This is a genomic window from Microbispora sp. H11081 (assembly GCF_012999535.1).
GTDB lineage: Bacteria > Actinomycetota > Actinomycetes > Streptosporangiales > Streptosporangiaceae > Microbispora.
In genome coordinates this window covers 363837-380968 of record NZ_JABBWV010000004.1, presented here as the reverse complement: position 1 = coordinate 380968, position 17132 = coordinate 363837, and the positions used below count along the sequence as shown (strand labels likewise).

Here is a 17132-nt window from a genome sequence, read left to right as displayed (position 1 = left end):
GCGGATGACGCGGCCGGGTCAGGCGAGGAGGGCATGTGAGCGGGAAGACGTCCCCTGAGGCGCCCCTGCCGATCAGGTCGGTGCTGCAGATGGTCGCCCAGTGGATCGGCAAGCTGGGCACCGTCTGGGTCGAAGGGCAGATCACCGAGCTGACGGCCCGGGGCGGCACCGTCTTCCTGACGCTGCGCGACCCCGTCGCCAACGTCTCGGCGCGGATCACCTGCGCGCGGGGCGTCTACGAGGCGAGTGTGCCGCGCCCGGTGGACGGCGCGCGCGTCGTCATGCATGTCAAGCCGGACTTCTGGGTCAACAGGGGCTCGTTCGCGTTCACGGCCCTGGAGATCCGGCCGGTGGGCATCGGCGAGTTACTGGCCAGGCTCGAACGGCTCCGCCAGGTCCTGGCGGGCGAGGGCCTGTTCAACGTCGACAGGAAGAGACGGCTGCCGTTCCTGCCGGGCACCGTCGGCCTCATCTGCGGACGGGACTCCGCGGCCGAGCGCGACGTGCTGGAGAACTCCCGCCGCCGCTGGCCCGCCGTCCGTTTCAAGGTGGAGCAGGTCGCCGTCCAGGGGCCGTACGCGGTGGGCGAGGTGACCGAGGCGCTGCGGAAGCTGGACGCCGACCGCGAGGTCGACGTGATCGTCATCGCGCGGGGAGGCGGCTCGCTGGAGGATCTGCTGCCGTTCTCCGACGAGTCGCTGGTGCGGGCCGTCGCCGCCTGCCGCACACCCGTCGTGAGCGCGATCGGCCACGAGCAGGACAGCCCGCTGCTCGATCTCGTCGCCGACGTGCGCGCCTCGACTCCGACGGACGCGGCCAAGAAGGTCGTGCCCGACGTCGGCGAGCAGCTCACGCTGATCCACCAGCTCAGGGATCGGGGCCGGCGGGTGCTGCGCGGCTGGGTCGACCGCGAGATCTCGTGGCTCGACTCCGTCCGTTCCCGGCCGTCGCTCGCCGATCCGGTGCGGGAGCTCGACCGGCGGGCCGAACAGGTCGACGCGCTGCGCGAGCGGTCCAGGCGCTGTCTTTCCTCGTCCCTGGACCGCTCGGCCGACTCGCTTGAGCATCTGACGGCCAGGCTCGTGGCCCTTTCCCCCGCCGCCACTCTGGAGCGCGGCTACGCCATCGCCCAGCGCCCTTCCGGCGAGGTCGTCCGCCTGGCCGGGGACGTCAAGCCGGGCGACGAGCTCACGATCCGCTTCTCCGACGACCGCGTGACGGTGACTGCCCAAGACTCGTGACCGCCCAGGACTCGTGACCGCCCAGGACTCGTGAGCGGAGTCAGATCTTCAGGCGGACGTCGTAGGCGTCGAGCCAGGCGTTGATCTGCAGGATGCCCTCGAGCGAGGTCCTGGCGCCCTGCAGGCTGACCGCGCCCATGGGCTCGGCGAGCATCCCGCGCACCTTGCCCGCGTCGACCAGGCAGCCGATGGCGGAGTCCCCGTCCAGCACGCGGGTCACCTCGGCACGCAGCGCGCGTTCGTAGGCCGGGTCCTGGGTCGAGGGGTACGGCACCTTGCGGCGCTCCAGCACGGAGCGGGGCAGCACGTCGGCCGTCGCCGCGCGCAGCAGGCTCTTCTCGTGCCCGTCGAAGGTCTTCATCTCCCAGGGGGCGTTGAAGACGTACTCGACCAGGCGATGGTCGCAGAACGGCACCCGGACCTCCAGGCCCACGGCCATGCTCATGCGGTCCTTGCGGTCGAGCAGGATCTGCACGAACCGGGTCAGGTGCAGGTAGCTGATCTCCCGCATCCGCTTCTGCAGCCCGGTCTCCCCCGGCACCCGCGGCACCTCGGCCAGCGCCCGCTGGTAGCTGTCCGCGCGGTAGGCGGGAAGGTCGAGCTTGCGCAGCAGTTCCTCGTTCAGGAACTCGCCGCGGCCGGACAGGCCCGTCTGGGTGTGGTTGGCGAGCCATGGGAAGGTGCCCGAGTTGACGGCCGCGGGGTCGTGGAACCACCGGTAGCCGCCGAAGACCTCGTCGGCCGACTCTCCGGAGAGCGCCACCGTCGAGTGCCCCCTGATCGCCTTGAAGAGCAGGTAGAGCGAGGTGTCCATGTCGCCGATGCCGAGCGGGAGGTCCCTCGCCCGCAGGACGGCGGCGCGTACGGCGGGATCCATGAGGTCGGCCGAGTCCAGCACGATGTCCGAGTGGCGGGAGCCGACGTGCCGTACGACGTCTTTGACGTACGGCGTGTCCGGAGTGTCGCGCATGTCGTCGGCCTGGAAGTTCTCGCTGTAGCCGGCGAAGTCGACGGAGAACGACCGCACCCCGCCCTTGCCGGCCAGCGCGCGGGCCGCGAGCGCGGTGACCGCGCTGGAGTCGAGGCCGCCGGACAGCAGCGTGCAGAGCGGCACGTCGGAGATGAGCTGCCGTTCGATGATGTCGTCGAGCAGTTCCCGCACGGTCCTGACGGTGGTCCGCAGGTCGTCGGTGTGCTCGCGCGACTCCAGCCGCCAGTAGCGCCGCTTGCTCAGTCCCTCGCGCCGCACCTTCACCACCTGGCCGGGCCGCACCTCGTACATGCCGTGGAACACGGCGGACTCGGGCGTCTTGACGAAGGCCAGGATCTCGCGGAGTCCGTCGGCGTCGATCATCCGCTCGGCGAGCGGGTTGGCCAGGATGGCCTTGGGCTCCGAGCCGAACAGCACCCCGTTCGGGGTGGGGTAGTAGTACAGGGGCTTGATCCCCATGCGGTCGCGCACGAGCAGCAGTTCCTCGCGGCGGACGTCCCAGATGGCGAAGGCGTACATGCCGTTGAAGTGGGAGACGAAGTCCTCGCCCCATTCGAGGTACGCCTCCAGGACGACCTCGGTGTCGCTCTGCGTCCTGAACCGGTGCCCGCGCTGTTCGAGCTCGGCGCGCAGTTCCCTGAAGTTGTAGACCTCGCCGCTGTAGGTGAGCGCGGCCACGACCTCGTCCCCGGCTCCGGCGGTCATGGGCTGACGCCCGCCCTCGATGTCGATGATGGCCAGCCGCCGGTGGCCGAACGCGACGTGCGGAGCGAACCACGACCCCTCGGCGTCGGGCCCCCGGCACGCCATCGTGTCCGTCATGGCCTGCACGGTCTCCCGTTCGAGACGAAGGTCACGGCCGTAGTCCACCCAGCCACTGATTCCACACATAGAGATGACCCCCCGATCATCGCCCCCAAGTTGGTTAGCTCATCTAAATAACGGACCATCCACCACTTTCATGCCCAAAACGGACAACCCTAAGGGGGCCCCGGAGTGTCGGTCCCTGCCTCTAAGGTGGGGACGTGGCTGAGGACAAGCACCCGTCGGACAAGCACCCGTCGGACAAGCAGACCCCGTCGTACGAACAGGCCCGCGAGGAGCTGACCGAGGTGGTCCGCCGGCTGGAGACCGGCGGGCTCACGCTGGAGCAGTCGATCGAGCTCTGGGAGCGGGGAGAGCGGCTGGCCGCCATCTGCGAGGAGTGGCTGCAGGGCGCGCGGGCGAAGCTGGCCGCCGCGATGGCCCAGCGCCAGGAGCCCCAGCCGAACGGCTCCGCGGAGGCTCCGTTCTGAGGAGTGCCCCGCCGGCGCCCGGGTGAACGCGTCGCGGGCGAAGGAGGAGCCTCAGCTCGCGGAAGGCGCCGGAGAGGGCTTGGCCTGAGGGGCGAGAGTGCGGACGAGCGTGGTCAGTTCGTCCCAGTCGGCCGTCCCGGTGACGACCACCGCGTGATCGGGGAAGACCCGGACCAGCGTCCGCTGGTTCTTGTCCTGACGGAACCGCTCTTCCCAGGTCACGCCGTCGATCTGCCGGCTCCCGCCGGGCTTGTCGGTGTTGGCCATGCGGTTGACGAAGTCCGCGGACGGCCTCTCGTCACTCTGGGCGAGCATGGCGTGCTGCCGCTTGGCGGTGGCGAACCCCAGCCGCCACGTCACCACGCCGCCCTTTTCGGTCAGCGAGGAGCTGTTGGGCACCCAGTTGTCCGGGACCCGGCCCGGCGCGACGACCTCGTACGGCGCGGTGCGCGCCGCGTTGACCTGGTCGATCGAGAAGTCCACCCGCGGAATGTGCTCGGTGCGGCTTTGCGGCGTGATGAGCAGGAACAGACCGACGCATGCGAGGCACACGAAGAGCGCGAACGCGTAGCCGTACAGTCCCTGGGTGAATCGTCCCACGTGATGCGAGACTAGCCGGTCGACCGGGCGGTGCCCGTACCGGCCGTCACGGATGCCGAATTTGGCCGATGATGCGAAGAGCGTCCTCGGCCATCCTGCGGGCGACCTCCGGGTCGTCGGACAGCGTCACCTCCTGCACGACGGCCGCCAGCGCGCCGGTGACGACGACGACCAGCGCGTCCTCGTGCTCGAACAGCGCCGCGGTGCGCCTGGCCCACTGCCTGAGCCGGTCGCGCATGATGACCTCGAACCCGGGCGGGCCGTCGCCGCGCAGGAAGAGCGCGGCGAGGTCGCGCTCGGCGAGACAACCCTCCAGATAGGCCCGCGCGGCGGCGAGGAACTGGGGCATCGGGTCGGTCTCCCCTGCCGCCCTGGCCTCCTGCACGGCCTGCCGGGTGCGCTGGGCCTGCCGCTTCTGAAACTCCTCGAACAGCGTCAGGTAGAGGTCGGCCTTGCCGGAGAAGTGGTGGTACAGGCTGCCGACGCTGGCCCCGGCCCTGGCCACGACATCGGTCACGCCGGCCTCGGCGAAACCGCTGGTGACGAACGTCTCCTTCGCAGCCTCCAGAAGGGCTCCCCTGGTCGCCGCGCCCCGCTCCGATGTGCGCATCGTCACTGGTCGTTCGGTGTCGCTGCTCATGCGGCGACGATATCCCCGAGCCGTCCGTTCCGGGGGTCCGTGCCCGCAAATGGCCTCCTAGCTGGCCTAACAGGTCCAGACCAATCGGACAAGAACGCCTTTTCCGAACTACGATCGCTGGAACGGCACCTACCTGAAGGGGTTCCATGACTGATCACGTACCGGCCGCTCTGGCGACGGGGGAACGCGCACCCGACCGCAATCTGGCTCTGGAACTGGTCAGGGTGACCGAAGCGGCGGCGATGGCGGCCGCGCGCTGGGTGGGACGAGGAGACAAGAACGGCGCGGACGGCGCCGCCGTCAACGCCATGCGCCAGCTGATCAACACGGTCTCCATGAAGGGAGTCGTGGTGATCGGCGAGGGCGAGAAGGACAACGCCCCGATGCTGTTCAACGGGGAGGAGGTCGGCGACGGAACCGGCCCCGAGTGCGACGTGGCCGTGGACCCGATCGACGGCACCCGGTTGTGCGCGCTCGGCATGAACAACGCGATCTCCGTGATCGCGGTCAGCGAGCGCGGCTCGATGTACGACCCGTCCGCGGTCTTCTACATGGAGAAGCTGGTCACTGGCCCGCAGGCGGCCGAGCACGTGGACATCGACGCCCCGGTGGCCGACAACATCCGCGCCGTGGCGCGGGCCAAGGGCGCCAAGCCGTCCGACGTCACCGTGGTGATCCTGGACCGCCCGCGGCACGAGCGGATCGTCAAGGAGATCCGCGAGACCGGCGCGCGGATCCGTTTCATCACCGACGGCGACGTGGCCGGCGCGATCATGGCGGCGCGCAGCGGCACCGGCGTCGACCTGATGCTCGGCATCGGCGGCACGCCCGAGGGCATCGTCGCCGCGTGCGCGCTCAAGTGCATGGGCGGCGTGATCCAGGGCAAGCTGTGGCCCCGCGACGAGGACGAGCGCCGCAGGGCCCTCGACGCCGGGCTGGACCTCGGCCAGGTGCTCACCACCGACGATCTCGTACGCTCCGACGACGTGTTCTTCGCCGCCACGGGCATCACGGACGGCGAACTGGGGCACGGCGTGCGGTTCCAGGGCGGCGCGGCGGTGACGCACTCCCTCGTCATGCGGGGACGGTCGGGCACGATCCGCAAGATCGAGAGCGAGCACCAGCTCTGGAAGCTCGGCGCCTACAGCGCCATCAACTTCGACACGGCGGTCTAGCGGCGGTCTAGCGGCCGAACAGGCGGCGGCGGGGGCGCTTCGGCGAGCGGGCGACGACCTTGCCGCCGAAGACGAACCCGGCGAGTTCGATCACGGGCGCGTCCGGCGCGAAGTCGGTCGCGCCCGGCGGGAGCCGCACCTCGTTCCTGAACGACCGGACGCGGGCGTCCGGGGCGGTCACGATCCGCACGCCCTCGGGGACCGTCAGGTTGACCGTGCCGGCCATGACGGCCAGTTGGACGACCATGTGCCGCGACTGGAGCAGCGCCTCGCACAGGTCCATCGACACCGTGCCGCCGAGGGACGTCACCGGCACCTGGGAGGGCACGACCCAGCGGCCGCCGCGGGTCTCCGTACGGAAAAAGGCGGTGACAGGACGGCTGTCCATGCGGAACGGCTGGCTCTCCGGCGGCAGCAGGTCGACGGTCAGCTCGGCCAGGTCGGCGAGGGTCCGCGCGGCCCACACGCGCTCGACCCTTTCCTCGTGCTCCGGCGGGGTGAGGCGGCCGTCGCTGACGGCGTCCGTGAGCACCGCGACGATCCGCTCCCGGTCGGCGTCGGACGCCCGCAGCAGGGAGGGGTCAGGGGTGTCGGGGGTGCGCGGCGAGAGAAAGGCGGAGATCCACTTCACGGCTGAGGACTCACTGCTACTCACATCTTCGAGAGTAAGCGGTCCCCGCGCGACGGTCACCACGCGACGCGGCCGGGCGTCGCCGAGTGGCGTCGTTGACCCGGGAGTTCGGGCCGCTTAGCGTGAGGAGGTGGTCGCGGGGGCGGTGACACGGCAGGTCGGCAACCTTCCGGCCGACGTGACGAGTTTCGTCGGCCGCAGGCGTGAGCTGGCCGAGATCAGGCGGCTACTCTCGGTGTCCCGCCTGGTGACGCTCACGGGCGTGGGCGGCGTCGGCAAGACCCGGCTGGCCCTGCGGGCGGCCGCCGAGCAGCGCCGCGCGTTCGACAGCGTCTGGCTGGTGGATCTGAGCACCGTCGGAGACCCCGGGCTCGTGGCGGATACGGTGGCCACGACCATGGGCGTCCGGCACGAGACGGGGTGCTCCCCGGTGGACGCGCTGGAGCGGACGCTGTCCTCCCAGCGGACCCTGCTGGTGCTGGACAACTGTGAGCATCTGCGGGACGCCTGCGCCGTGCTCGTCGACCGGCTCCTGCGGGCGGCTCCCGAACTACGCGTCCTCGCGACGAGCCGGCAGTCGCTGGGCATCACCGGCGAGCACCGCATGAGGATCTCGCCGCTGTCCGTACCCGAGCCGGACCGGCCGCTCGACCGCAGGTCGCTGGAGTTGTACGACGGGGTCAACCTGCTGACGGAGCGGGCGGCCGCGGTCCTGCCCGGTTTCACGGTCACCGAGGACAACCAGGCGGCCGTCGCCGAGCTGTGCCGTCAGCTCGACGGCATCCCCCTGGCCATCGAGCTGGCAGCCGTACGACTGCGGGCCCTGTCGGTGAAAGCGCTGGTCGAGCGCCTGCGCGACCGCTATCGCCTGCTCACGGGCGGCAGCAGTACGGCGGTGCCGCGTCAGCAGACCCTGCACGCGCTGGTCGACTGGAGCTTCCAGTTGCTGCCCGCCGCGGAGCGGACGCTGTGGGCCCGATTGTCGATCTTCCCCTCGCACTTCGACCTGGACGCCGCCGAGGCGGTGTGCGCGGGCGACGGCATCGAGCGCGACGACGTGCTCGACCTGCTCGACGCGCTGCTGGACAAGTCGCTGCTGCTGCGTGAGGAGCACGGGGGCTCGGTCCGCTACCGCATGCTCGACACCCTGCGCGAGTTCGGCCGCAAGCGTCTGCGCGGGGCCGGGGAGCGCCGGTCGTTCCAGCGGCGGCACAGGGACCGTTATCTCCTGCTGGTGCGGCGGGCGGCCGACGAGTGGTTCGGACCAGACCAGCTCTCCTGGTCGAGGCGGCTCGACCTGGAGCAGGCGAACCTGCGCGCCGCGATGGAGTTCTGCCTGCAGGAGCCGTGCGAGGCGGAGACCGGGCTGCGCATGGCGGCCCTGCTCACCGATCCCTACTGGACGGGCAACGCCTTGTACAGCGAGGGGCGCCACTGGCTCGACCGCGCGCTGGCGGCGGCGCCGGAGCACACGACGCTGCGTGCCCGTGCTCTGCTCTTCGACTCCTTCCTGGCGCTCATGCAGGGGGACGTCGCGGCGAGCCGGTCCCTGCTCGACGAGGGCCGGGCGCTGGGCGAGGAGCTGGGCGACAGGGACGTCCTCACGCGCGCCCGCCTGATCGCCGGGCTGGTGGCCCACTTCGAGGGCGACTACCCGGAATGCGCCGAGCTCCTGGGCCGGGCGCTCGCCGAGCTGGAGGTCAAGGGTGGCGAGAGCGCGATAATCACCGCCCTGAACACGCTGGCGGCGACGGTGGGCCAGCTCGGCGACAGCGAGCGCGCGACGAAGCTGTTCGAGCGGAGCATCGAGCTGAGCCGCAGCCGCGGGGAGACGGTCGGCCTCGCCTGGGCTCAGACGGTCTTCGCGATCCATCTGTGGCAGTGCGGTGACGACGAGCGCGCCACCGCGCTGGCGCGCGAAGGGCTGGCTCTGGGCCGCGACTTCGGCGACCTGCTCAACGCCGAGACGAACCTGCAGACGCTCGCGTGGCTGCTCACCAGGAAGGGCCGTCACGCGGACGCCGCACGCCTCCTGGGAGCCGCCGAGGAGATCGGGCGCAGATTGCACCTGGCCCCCGCCAGGGTCAGGCGGCTCACCGAGTTCCACGAGAGCTGCGTGGCCGTGCTCCGGGACAGGCTGGGTGACAAGGCGCTCGGCCGGGAGCTGAGCCGGGGCCGCCGGATGACGGTGGACGAGGCGATCGAGGAGGCGCTAGGCGACCGGCTCGAGGCCGGGACCGCGCGCCCGGAGGCGGCCGCCGCCGCGGCCGCACCCATCCGGCCCGCGGCGGTGGCCTCCCCTGCCGGGCCTTCCCCGCTCACCCGGCGGGAGCGGGAGATCGCCGATCTGATCGCCAGGGGACGCAGCAACAAGGAGATCGCCTCCGCCCTGGTCATCTCACAGCGCACGGTGGAGGGCCACGTCGAGCACATCCTGGACAAGCTCGGCTTCGCCTCCCGTACGCAGATCGCCGCCTGGGTCGCGGCACGGGAAGCGGGCGGCGAGCCCTGACCGCCGCACCGCCGCACCCATTGACCGGGCGGGTGGCGACTCCTACGCTGACAAAACTTGAACCCCCCTCATGTTCGCGGAGGCGCCCGATGCCAGTAGAGGGCACGATGCCGGCGCGGGACTCCGTGCCCGCTCCCCGCGACCGGCAGGCGCGGCTCGCCACCTTCGCGGTGTTCTTCGTCCAGGGCCTCGCCTTCGCCACACTGCTCACCCAGGTGGCGGCGCTACAGAGGAAGCACGGGCTGACCGACGGCGAGCTGACCATCCTGCTCCTGGTCGTCCCGGTCATCGCGGGGGCGGGAAGCGTGCTCGCCGGCGCCGCGGCGTCGCGGTGGGGCAGCCGGCTGGTCCTGCGCCTGACGCAGCCGCTCGCCTGCGCCGCCGTCGTGCTCGCGGGCCTCGCGACGAACGTCCCCATGCTGGTGGCGGCCACCGTCCTGTTCGGCATCGGACTCGGCGGCGCGGACGCCGGCATGAACATGCAGGGCGTCGCCGTCGAACGCGAGTACGGCCGGGCCGTGCTCACCGGGTTCCACGCGCTGTCGAGCCTCGCGGCGGTCATCGGGGCGCTGTGGGCCTCGGCGGCGGCCACGCTCGGCCTCGCCCTGCCCGTCACGTTCGCGATCGCCCTCGTACCTGCCGCCGTGGTCGCCGTCACGTCCTCCCTGTGGCTCTACCGGCCGCAGGAGGAACACCGCGCCCCCACGGGCGGCCGTACGGAGGACGCGGGCGCCACCGGCTCCGCCGGGGTGCCGTGGCGCTCGATCATCCCCCTCTGTCTCGCGATGGCGTTCCTCTACGTGGGCGACGCGTCGATCTCCAACTTCGGCACCGTCTTCATGGACAAGGTCCTGGACGCCTCCGCGACCGTGATCCCGCTGGCCCTGGGGGCCTACCAGGCCACCACGTTCCTGATCCGCGTCGGCGGCGACTTCGCGGTGCGCAGGTGGGGCCCCGTGGCGATCGTGCGAGCCGGGGGCGCCGTCGCGGCGCTGGGCTTCCTCGCGATCGTGGCCGCGCCGTCGGTGCCGCTGGCGATCGCGGGCTTCGCCCTCACCGGGATCGGCCTGTCCGTCGTCGCCCCTCAGTCGTTCTCCGCGGCCGGCCGCCTCGACCCGGCGGGCACGGGCGCGGCGATCGCCCGCGTCAACATGTTCAACTACGTGGGCTTCATCGTGGGGGCCGCGCTCGTCGGAGGCGTGGGGGACGCCGCGGGCTTCCGCGTCGCCTTCGCCGCGCCGCTCGCGCTCGCCGCCGCGATCATCCTGCTCGCGCGGGGCTTCCAGCCCCGTACGGCCCGCCCGTCCCCCACGACGGCTCCCCTGACCTCCTAGCGGCGGGCTATCCCAGCTCGACGGGCCTGGCGGGATCGGAGGTCCACTCGGTCAGCGAGCCGTCGTACACGGCGACCTCCGAGTTCCCCGCAAGGTGCGCGGCGAAGGCGGGGAGCGTGGCGGCGATGCCGCCGCCGCAGTAGGTCACGGCCCGGCCGGGGCCGAGAAGGCCGGCCGGTTCGAGGAGCCGGGCGAGCTCGTCACGGGGGCGGAACCTGCCGGTGGCCGGGTCGAGGAGGCCGAAGAAGGGCAGGTTCGCGCTGCCGGGGATCCTGCCCCTGCGGGGATAGGGGTTCACGGGCTGCTCCCCGCGGAAGGTCTCCTCGTCCAGCGCGTTGACGAGGCAGCCGCCGCCGGCCGAGAGCTTCTCGACCTCGTCCAGCCGGGCGACGAGGTCCGGCCGCGGCCGTGGAGTGAAGACCTCGTGGGGCGGATCGACGGGCCCGGCCTCCACGGGCAGCCCTTCCGCCTTCCATGCGCCCAGTCCGCCGTCGAGCACCGACACGGTGTCCAGCCCGAAGACGCGCAGCAGCCACCAGACGCGCGTCGCCCAGGCGCCGCCGGTGCCGTCGTACACGACCACGTGGGTGGCGTCGCCGATGCCGAGCGCGCCTGCCCGCACCGCGAACCGCTCCGGTGAAGGAAGGGTGAAGTCCCAGGCCGCGTCGGGATCGGACAGGTCGTGCACGACATCGGCGAAGACCGCCCCCGGGATGTGCTCGCGCAGATACGTGTCCCTGTCCGGCGTGGCCACGTACCTTTCCAGCGTCGTGTCCAGGGTGAGGATGGTGGAGGCGTCGACGACGCGGAGGCCGGGGGTGCCGAGGAGCGCGTGCAGTTCCGACGCGCCGATCAAGGGCGGGAGCGAATTCAATGCCATACCAGCACGTTATACATGAAATGCCCCGGTCCGGCGGACTTACCCGCCGCACGGCGTCCGCCGGATCACGACGGTTCGTGATCACCACTGACGGCGCCCCCGGCGGCGGCGAGTGCACGTACGGCCTCGGTCACGCGGTGGGCGGGCAGCCGGGCGAAGCCGATCACGAGGCCCGCCGGCCGCCCGCCGGGGGCGAGGGCCGGCGTCACGACCTCGGCGGACAGGCCCGCGGCATGAGCTGCGGCCACCAGTCCTGACGGGTCGCCGCCCGGCTCGGCGTACAGGTGCAGTCCCGCCGAGATGCCGTGCACGGTGACCCGCGGCAGGTGCTCGGCCAGGGCGCGGACCAGGGCGTCCCTGCGCCGCCGGTACTCCCTGCGCATGCGGCGCAGGTGCCGGTCGTACGCGCCGGAGCCGATCAGGTGGGCGAGCGCGTACTGGTCGATGACCGGCGAGCCGAGATCGAGCTCGCCACGCGCGAGCCGTACGGCACGGGCGACACCCGGGGGCGCCGCGACCCAGCCGAGCCGCAGTCCGGGAGCGAGCGCCTTGCTGACGCTGCCCGCGAGCATGACCCGGTCAGGCGCGAGGCCCTGCAGGCAGCCGACGGGGTCGCGGTCGAAGCGGAACTCGGCGTCGTAGTCGTCCTCGATCACCAGCGCGCCCGCGCGGCCCGCCCAGTCGACCAGCGCCGCGCGGCGGGCCGGGGACAGGACGACGCCGGTCGGGTACTGGTGGGCCGGGGTGACGAGCACGGCGTCGGCGTCGCCGGGCAGCGCCCCGACGACGATCCCCTCCCCGTCGACGGGCACGGGCACGATGTCCGCTCCGGCCCGCCGCAGCAGCGGGAGCTGGCGCGTGGTCGTCGGGTCCTCGACGGCCAGGACGACCCGGCGGCCCAGCTCCCGCGCGAGCGCCTGGACGGCGAGACTGAGCCCCTGGGCCACCCCGGTCACGATCACGATCTGGTCCGCGTGCGCGTCCGCCGCGCGCACCCGGCCGAGGTACGCGGCGAGCTCGCGGCGCAGGGCGGGCACCCCGCCGGGGTCGCCGTAATCGAGCGCGTCGTTCGGCAGCGTGGCCAGGACGTGGCGGACCGCGGCGAGCCAGGCCTGCCGGGGGAAGGCGCCGAGGTCGGGCGAGGTGGGCCGATACCCGTAGCGGGACCGGCCGTCCCGATTCTCCGGGTCCGGCTCGGCGGCGTGCCGTCCCGCCCCGGCCGCGACCCGGGTGCCCGCGCCGGTCCTGGATCTGAGGACGCCCTCGGCCACCAGTTGCTCGTACGCCTCGACCACGACGCCGCGCGACAGGCCGAGATCGCGGGCGAGGTCGCGGCTGGCGGGCAGCCTGTCGCCCGGGGCGAGCCGGCCGGACCGGACGGCCTCCCGCACCTCGCGGGCGATCTGCGCGGCGAGCCCGCCCGCCGCTCTGTCGACCACGAGGTGGAGATCGGCCATTGGCCCACCATAACCCGCTCCGATTGGACCGGCTGAAGGGACCAAGCCCTCCCTAGCATCGCCTGACATGAACACTCATGTCGCGGGCGCCGCCGCGGCGATGTTCCTCGTGGGGACGCTCGCGGCGGTCTCCGACGTCATCGCCGGCTATCCCGTCTACGGCGGCCAGGCGGTCCGCTACGCCCTCGCCGCCGTGGTCCTGCTCGCCGTCGCCCGGGCGAGCGGCCTCGGCCGGGTCCGGCTGCGGCCACGCCACTGGGGCCTGCTCGGCGCGCTGTCGCTGACCGGGCTCGTGCTGTTCAACATCTGCGTGATCGAGGCGACCCGGGCGGCAGGGCCCGCGCTGCCGGGGATCGTCCTCGGCGCCGTGCCGCTCGCGCTAGCCCTCGTCGGGCCGGTCGCGTCGGGCCGCCGCCCCTCACCGCGCGTCGTGGCGGCGGGCCTGGTCGTGGCCGCCGGCGCGACCCTCGCCGCGGGCGCGGGCAGCGGAAACCTGGCCGGGCTGCTGTGGTCCCTGGGCGCGCTCGCCTGCGAACTCTGTTTCTCGCTGCTGGCCCTGCCGCTGCTGCCGCTGATCGGGCCCCTCAGGGTGTCGGCCTGGTCGGCCGCGCTCGCGGCGCCGTTCCTGCTGGTCATCGGCCTCGCCCTGGACGGCCGCCACTTGCTGCGCGCCCCCACCGCCGCCGAGGCGGCCGGCCTGGCCTATCTGGCCGTCGTAGTGACGACGGTGGCGTTCTTCCTCTGGTACCGCTCGCTGCCCCGGCTGGGCGCGGACCGGGCCGGGCTGTTCGCCGGGATGATCCCGGTGGGCGCGATATCCACCGCCGCCCTCCTGGGCATCGCCGTCCCCTCCGCGGCCGACCTGGCCGGAGCGGCCCTCGTGATCACCGGGATCGTCCTCGGTCTCCGGTCACCCTCGCCTCGTCCTGCGCCTCGCGCGACGTCACTCGTGCCGTCCGAGGAGTCAACCAGGTGATGTCGCCCTCCCGGACCTGCCGCAGCACGATCGTGAGCAGCGACACCGCCAGGGCCACGAGAATGCCGAGCGCGAATACGACCATGACAAACAGTCCGCCGTCCATGGCCCCTCTCCTCTCTGTGCCTTATGTCTCAATCATCCCTCTTTGTGGCCGAATAGTCGGTATGAAGTTATTCAAAACCTACTCATAGCCCGGACATGTTGACCGCGGGCTCCGCACCGTACGCTGTGCGAAGACCATGGGCGGTCCGCACGGCGGGCGGCGCCCGACCATCAGGCAGACCACGAGGAACCGAGGACGATGCCGGAGTTCGAGTACACCGACCTGCTCCCGCTTGGACCGGACGAGACGGAATACCGTCTGATCACCACCGAGGGGGTGCGGGTCACCGAGGCGGCCGGCCGCAGGTTCCTTGAGGTCGCGCCAGAAGCCCTGCGGCTGCTCACCGAGACCGCGATCCACGACATCTCGCACTACCTGCGGGCATCCCACCTGGCGCAGCTCCGCAAGATCGTCGACGACCCCGAGTCGAGCGGCAACGACCGGTTCGTCGCCCTCGACCTGCTCAAGAACGCGAGCATCTCCGCCGGCGGCGTGCTGCCGATGTGCCAGGACACCGGCACCGCCATCGTCATGGGCAAGCGCGGCCGGCACGTGCTGACCGACGGGCAGGACGCCGAGCACCTCAGCCGCGGCGTGTACGACGCCTACACCCGGCTCAACCTGCGCTACTCGCAGATGGCCCCGCTGACCATGTGGGACGAGAAGAACACCGGCTCCAACCTGCCGGCCCAGATCGAGCTGTACGCCGAAGACCCCAACGGCCACCCGGACGAGTACAAGCTCCTGTTCATGGCCAAGGGCGGCGGCTCGGCCAACAAGTCGTTCCTCTACCAGGAGACCAAGGCGGTGCTCAACGAGAAGCGCATGCTCGCCTTCCTGGAGGAGAAGATCCGCTCGCTCGGCACCGCCGCCTGCCCGCCGTACCATCTGGCGATCGTCGTGGGCGGCACCAGCGCGGAGTACGCGCTGAAGACCGCGAAGTACGCCTCCGCGCGCTACCTCGACTCCATTCCCACCGAGGGCTCGCCCAGCGGGCACGGCTTCCGTGACCTGGAGATGGAGAAGAAGGTCTTCGAGCTGACCCAGAAGCTGGGCATCGGCGCGCAGTTCGGCGGCAAGTACTTCTGCCACGACGTGCGCGTGATCCGCCTGCCCAGGCACGGCGCGTCCTGCCCGGTCGCCATCGCGGTGAGCTGCAGCGCGGACCGCCAGGCGCTCGCGAAGATCACGCCGGAGGGGGTCTTCCTCGAACGGCTGGAGACCGACCCCGCCCGTTTCCTGCCCGACACCACCGACGAGCACCTCGGCGGCGACGTCGTGAGCGTCGACCTCAACCGCCCGATGCAGGAGATCCTCGCCGAGCTGAGCAGGTATCCGGTGAAGACCCGGCTGTCGCTCACCGGCCCTCTCGTCGTGGCCCGCGACATCGCCCACGCCAAGATCGCCGAACGGCTCGACGCCGGCGAGGACATGCCGCAGTACATGAAGGACCACGCCGTCTACTACGCCGGACCGGCCAAGACCCCCGAAGGCTACGCGTCCGGCTCCTTCGGCCCCACCACGGCCGGGCGGATGGACTCGTACGTCGAGCGCTTCCAGGCCGCGGGCGGCTCGATGGTGATGCTGGCCAAGGGCAACAGGTCCAAGCAGGTGACGGACGCCTGCCAGAAGTACGGCGGCTTCTACCTCGGCTCCATCGGCGGCCCGGCCGCCCGGCTGGCCCAGGACTGCATCAAGAAGGTCGAGGTCCTGGAATATCCGGAGCTGGGCATGGAGGCGGTCTGGAAGATCGAAGTCGTGGACTTCCCCGCGTTCATCGTCGTCGACGACAAGGGAAACGACTTTTTCACGGACACGACCGGCCCTGTCCTTACCATCGGACGACGCTGATCCTGCAGGGATGTTGTCAAGATCTTTGACAGAAGATCTCAACAATTTCCCGGCATGGTCTCTACAGGTCGCACTACACAAATCGGTAAGCTGCCACTCATGCGTGCGCCGTCCGGATACCTGCTAGCCGCGCGCTATCGGCTGATCGAGCCGGTCGGGCGCGGCGGGATGGGCACTGTGTGGCGCGCGCGTGACGAGCTGCTCGACCGCGAGGTGGCTGTCAAGGAGGTCCGCCTTCCCCTGGTCCTCGACGAGGATCTGCGGGCGGAGCTGTGCGCGCGCACCGAACGCGAGGGCCGGGCGACCGCCATGGTCGCCCACCCCTCGGTCATCACGGTCTTCGACGTCATCACCGAGGACGACCGTCCCTGGATCGTGATGGAGTTGCTCAGGGCGCGGTCGCTGGAGGAGCTCATCCGCCAGGAGGGGCCGCTGCAGCCGCGCCGGGTGGCCGACCTCGGCCGGCAGGTGCTCGGCGCGCTGCGCGCCGTCCACGCCAAGGGCATCCTGCACCGGGACGTGAAGCCCAGCAACGTGCTGGTGACCGACGACGACCGGGCGGTGCTGACCGACTTCGGGCTGGCCGCCCTGGAGGGCGACGCCTCCATCACCCAGGCCGGGATCGTCCTCGGCTCGGCCGGGTACATCGCCCCCGAGCGCGTCCTCGGCGACAAGGCGAGCCCGGCGGCCGACCTGTGGTCGCTGGGCGCGACCCTCTACACCGCCGTCGAGGGCCGCGGCCTGCACGGGCGCCGCACGGCGGCGGCCGCGCTCGCGGCGCTGACCAGCGGCGCTCCCATCCCCATGGAGAAGGCGGGCCCGCTCGCCCCGATCCTGCGCGGCCTGCTCCAGATCGACCCCGCCGTCAGGCTCGACGGCATCCGCGCGGCCCACGCGCTGTCCAGGGTCGCCGCGGGAGGCGTGGCGGAGGACCCCTTCGCCTCCCCGCTCCGCGCCGGCCGGTCCACGCCGCCGCCGATCGCCCCGCAGCCCGCGGCCCCGGAGACCCGCAAGCCGCCGCAGCGCAGCCACCGGGGGCAGCACAGGGCCGAGTCGCGGCCCTCGCCCAAGGTGACCCCACGCGACCGCGACTCCGGGCCCCACCGGCAGCAGGGCCCGTACGACGTGTACGGCACGCGCGGACAGTATGGGCCGCTACGGCACAGCGTCTCGCACAGCGGCGCCCCCACGGGCTTCCAGAGTGGCGCGTTCAGCGGCCCGCAGTCGCAGTACGGGCGGTCCGGTCAGCACCGGGAGGCTCCTGCCGTACCGGCCCCGCGCCGGCGGCCGAGCGAGGGACTGCACCGCAAGCCGTCCGAGCCCACTCTCCACCAGGTCGTGCGCATTCCCATGCTGCGGCATGTGGCGAAGGTGATCAGAATTCTGCTCCCGCGCCGGTATTGGCCCAGAATCTTCAACAAGTGACCGGAAAGTGATTTTCAA

14 protein-coding genes are annotated in these 17132 nt (G+C 71.7%); 8 read left to right on the top strand and 6 right to left on the bottom strand.

What is annotated here, in order from left to right; genetic code table 11:
- The first annotated feature begins 35 nt into the window (after window positions 1–35).
- Window positions 36–1241, top strand: a complete 1206-nt coding sequence (gene xseA / locus HHX31_RS14080) for an exodeoxyribonuclease VII large subunit (RefSeq protein WP_169948691.1) — start codon at window positions 36–38, stop codon at window positions 1239–1241.
- Window positions 1242–1281: 40 nt separating this feature from the next.
- Here xseA and asnB read toward each other — a convergent pair whose 3' ends face one another.
- Window positions 1282–3123 (bottom strand): asparagine synthase (glutamine-hydrolyzing), encoded by a 1842-nt coding sequence (gene asnB / locus HHX31_RS14075; RefSeq protein WP_169948690.1) that lies wholly within the window; start codon window positions 3121–3123, stop codon window positions 1282–1284.
- A 134-nt stretch (window positions 3124–3257) separates the two neighbouring features.
- Here asnB and HHX31_RS14070 point away from each other — a divergent pair, with 134 nt between their 5' ends.
- The gene (locus HHX31_RS14070) at window positions 3258–3527 is read left to right on the top strand and encodes an exodeoxyribonuclease VII small subunit (RefSeq protein ID WP_169948689.1); all 270 of its coding nucleotides are present in this window, start codon (window positions 3258–3260) and stop codon (window positions 3525–3527) included.
- A gap of 51 nt (window positions 3528–3578) precedes the next feature.
- Here the strand turns inward: HHX31_RS14070 and HHX31_RS14065 are convergent, their stop codons facing one another.
- The gene (locus HHX31_RS14065) at window positions 3579–4127 is read right to left on the bottom strand and encodes a DUF4245 domain-containing protein (RefSeq protein ID WP_169948688.1); all 549 of its coding nucleotides are present in this window, start codon (window positions 4125–4127) and stop codon (window positions 3579–3581) included.
- 46 nt (window positions 4128–4173) lie between these two features.
- A complete protein-coding gene (locus HHX31_RS14060) occupies window positions 4174–4767 on the bottom strand; it encodes a TetR/AcrR family transcriptional regulator (protein ID WP_169948687.1) in 594 nt (197 codons plus the stop codon).
- A gap of 146 nt (window positions 4768–4913) precedes the next feature.
- Between HHX31_RS14060 and glpX the strand changes: the two genes are divergently transcribed.
- Complete coding sequence (gene glpX, locus HHX31_RS14055) at window positions 4914–5942, top strand: class II fructose-bisphosphatase (protein WP_169948686.1); 1029 nt, start codon at window positions 4914–4916, stop codon at window positions 5940–5942.
- 7 nt (window positions 5943–5949) lie between these two features.
- Here the strand turns inward: glpX and HHX31_RS14050 are convergent, their stop codons facing one another.
- The gene (locus HHX31_RS14050) at window positions 5950–6597 is read right to left on the bottom strand and encodes a DUF1707 domain-containing protein (protein ID WP_169948685.1); all 648 of its coding nucleotides are present in this window, start codon (window positions 6595–6597) and stop codon (window positions 5950–5952) included.
- Between the two features lie 121 nt (window positions 6598–6718).
- Between HHX31_RS14050 and HHX31_RS14045 the strand changes: the two genes are divergently transcribed.
- Window positions 6719–9085 carry a LuxR C-terminal-related transcriptional regulator gene (locus HHX31_RS14045; RefSeq protein WP_211589662.1) on the top strand — a complete coding sequence of 789 codons (2367 nt, stop codon included), beginning with the start codon at window positions 6719–6721 and terminating at the stop codon, window positions 9083–9085.
- An 89-nt stretch (window positions 9086–9174) separates the two neighbouring features.
- Complete coding sequence (locus HHX31_RS14040; protein WP_249345954.1) at window positions 9175–10419, top strand: MFS transporter; 1245 nt, start codon at window positions 9175–9177, stop codon at window positions 10417–10419.
- A 7-nt stretch (window positions 10420–10426) separates the two neighbouring features.
- Here HHX31_RS14040 and HHX31_RS14035 read toward each other — a convergent pair whose 3' ends face one another.
- Both HHX31_RS14035 and HHX31_RS14030 read right to left on the bottom strand, forming a co-directional pair.
- Window positions 10427–11299 (bottom strand): sulfurtransferase, encoded by an 873-nt coding sequence (locus HHX31_RS14035; protein ID WP_169948684.1) that lies wholly within the window; start codon window positions 11297–11299, stop codon window positions 10427–10429.
- 65 nt (window positions 11300–11364) lie between these two features.
- On the bottom strand, window positions 11365–12756 hold the full coding sequence (locus tag HHX31_RS14030; protein ID WP_169948683.1) for a PLP-dependent aminotransferase family protein: 1392 nt from the start codon (window positions 12754–12756) through the stop codon (window positions 11365–11367).
- Window positions 12757–12823: 67 nt separating this feature from the next.
- Here HHX31_RS14030 and HHX31_RS14025 point away from each other — a divergent pair, with 67 nt between their 5' ends.
- The 3 genes from HHX31_RS14025 to HHX31_RS14015 all read left to right on the top strand — a co-directional run bounded on the left by HHX31_RS14025 (window position 12824) and on the right by HHX31_RS14015 (window position 17114).
- Window positions 12824–13732: a DMT family transporter gene (locus HHX31_RS14025; RefSeq protein ID WP_169948682.1), complete on the top strand. Its 909-nt coding sequence runs from the start codon at window positions 12824–12826 to the stop codon at window positions 13730–13732.
- Between the two features lie 304 nt (window positions 13733–14036).
- On the top strand, window positions 14037–15689 hold the full coding sequence (locus HHX31_RS14020; RefSeq protein WP_169948681.1) for a fumarate hydratase: 1653 nt from the start codon (window positions 14037–14039) through the stop codon (window positions 15687–15689).
- Between the two features lie 99 nt (window positions 15690–15788).
- Window positions 15789–17114: a serine/threonine-protein kinase gene (locus tag HHX31_RS14015; protein WP_169948680.1), complete on the top strand. Its 1326-nt coding sequence runs from the start codon at window positions 15789–15791 to the stop codon at window positions 17112–17114.
- The last annotated feature ends 18 nt before the right edge of the window (window positions 17115–17132 follow it).